Consider the following 1,427-nt stretch of genomic DNA (forward strand, 5'->3'; position numbering starts at 1 on the left):
TCGCTCTCGCCAAGCAATGGCGGGGCCTCGCCACCCGCTACGACAAGCTCGCGATCACCTACCGCGCGGCCGTCACCATCAGCGCAATCCTCACCTGGCTACGCCATATGGGAGACACGCCCTAGCCGCGGTGGGAGTTCTGTCCGAGGGGGTTGACTTCCGCCCTCCGAGTGCGCGAAGGAGATGGGAACATGCCAGGAAGACGCGACAACGCGCTGAAGGATCCCGAGCTGTACGAAGAGCTCAGGAAAGACGGGGCCTCCAAGGAGAAGGCCGCGCGCATCTCGAATGCCGCGGCGAAGGAGGGGCGCAGTGCCGTAGGGCGTCGCGGCGGCGAGCATGGCGACTACGAGGACTGGACCGTTCCCCAGCTGCGTGCGCGCGCGAAGGAGCTGGGGCTGACCGGCTACAGCGGCAAACGGAAGTCCGAGTTGATCTCCGCGCTCAGGAATCACTGAGGCCGCCGATGTCGCGCTTCGGCGTCGAGGAGGAGTTCCTCTTCCTCGATGAGCATTCGCTGGTGCCCGTGGCCCTCGCCTCCGGCACTCGCGAGCGCATCACGCGCCTCCGCACGGGCGGAGAGGTCACCACGGAGTATCTGACCTCGCAGATCGAGTGCCTGACCGAGCCGGTCGCGACCGCGGTGGATGCCGAGGCGCAGCTGAGGCACCTGCGCGGGCTCATCGGCTGGCATGCCCGGGAGCAGCACGCGATCGCCGCTGGTACCGGCACGCCGTTCGCGACGACCCGCTCCTCCACCGTGTCGCCCTCGCCCCACTACGACGAGGTGGCCGAGCAGCTCGGACACCTCACACGCGACCACGAGGTCAACGGGCTGCACGTGCACGTCGAGGTCACCGATGACGAGGACAGGGTCCGCGCGCTCGATCGCGTGCGCGGCTGGCTCCCCGTGCTGCTGGCGCTCACCGGCAACAGCCCCTTCGTGAACGGACGGGATTCCGCCTTCGCCAGCTGGCGCAGCATCCTGATCCGTCGCCTGCCCTCGTCTTGGGCGCCGCCGCGGTTCCGCGACTACGACGAGTACCGGGCAGGTGTACAGCGCCTCGTCGACGTCGGAGCCCTCGCCGATGCGGCGTCGCTGTCGTGGTCGGCGCGAATCTCGGAGCGCTACCCCACCGTCGAGGTGCGGGTCTTCGATGCGCAGCTGACGGCCGAGGACGCGGTGTTCGCCGCCCTCCTCTCCCGAGCGATCGTGCTCACCGACGATCAACCCCTCGCCGACATCGGAGTGGACGGCATCGACGCCTCGCTGTGGACGGCAGCCCGCAGAGGCATGGGTGCGCGCCTGATCGATCCGACGACGGGCGAGATCGAGGATGCCTGGACCGTGGCCGACCGGATGCGGGCATCGATCGCCCCCGCCCTCCGCGAACTCGGTGACGAGGAACGCGTGTGGGAGGGCTTCG

The 1,427-nt window shown here is 69.0% G+C and carries 2 protein-coding genes and 1 pseudogene; all 3 read left to right on the forward strand.

Features of this window, described 5'->3' with window-relative positions; translation table 11 throughout:
• Window positions 1-125 (forward strand): annotated as a pseudogene (locus KZA10_RS15190) (IS5/IS1182 family transposase); the annotation flags it as partial.
• A gap of 66 nt (window positions 126-191) precedes the next feature.
• Complete coding sequence (locus KZA10_RS15195) at window positions 192-458, forward strand: Rho termination factor N-terminal domain-containing protein (RefSeq protein ID WP_017829326.1); 267 nt, start codon at window positions 192-194, stop codon at window positions 456-458.
• A gap of 8 nt (window positions 459-466) precedes the next feature.
• On the forward strand, window positions 467-1,427 hold a 961-nt coding region (locus tag KZA10_RS15200; protein ID WP_218683304.1), incomplete at its 3' end, for a YbdK family carboxylate-amine ligase.

Source organism: Microbacterium sp. BF1 (assembly GCF_019279095.1).
Taxonomy (GTDB): domain Bacteria; phylum Actinomycetota; class Actinomycetes; order Actinomycetales; family Microbacteriaceae; genus Microbacterium; species Microbacterium maritypicum.

What these genes read in the sequence shown, in the direction of transcription:
- KZA10_RS15195 (WP_017829326.1), top strand. Translation starts at nt 192, where the DNA reads ATGCCAGGAAGACGCGACAACGCGCTGAAGGATCCCGAGCTGTACGAA.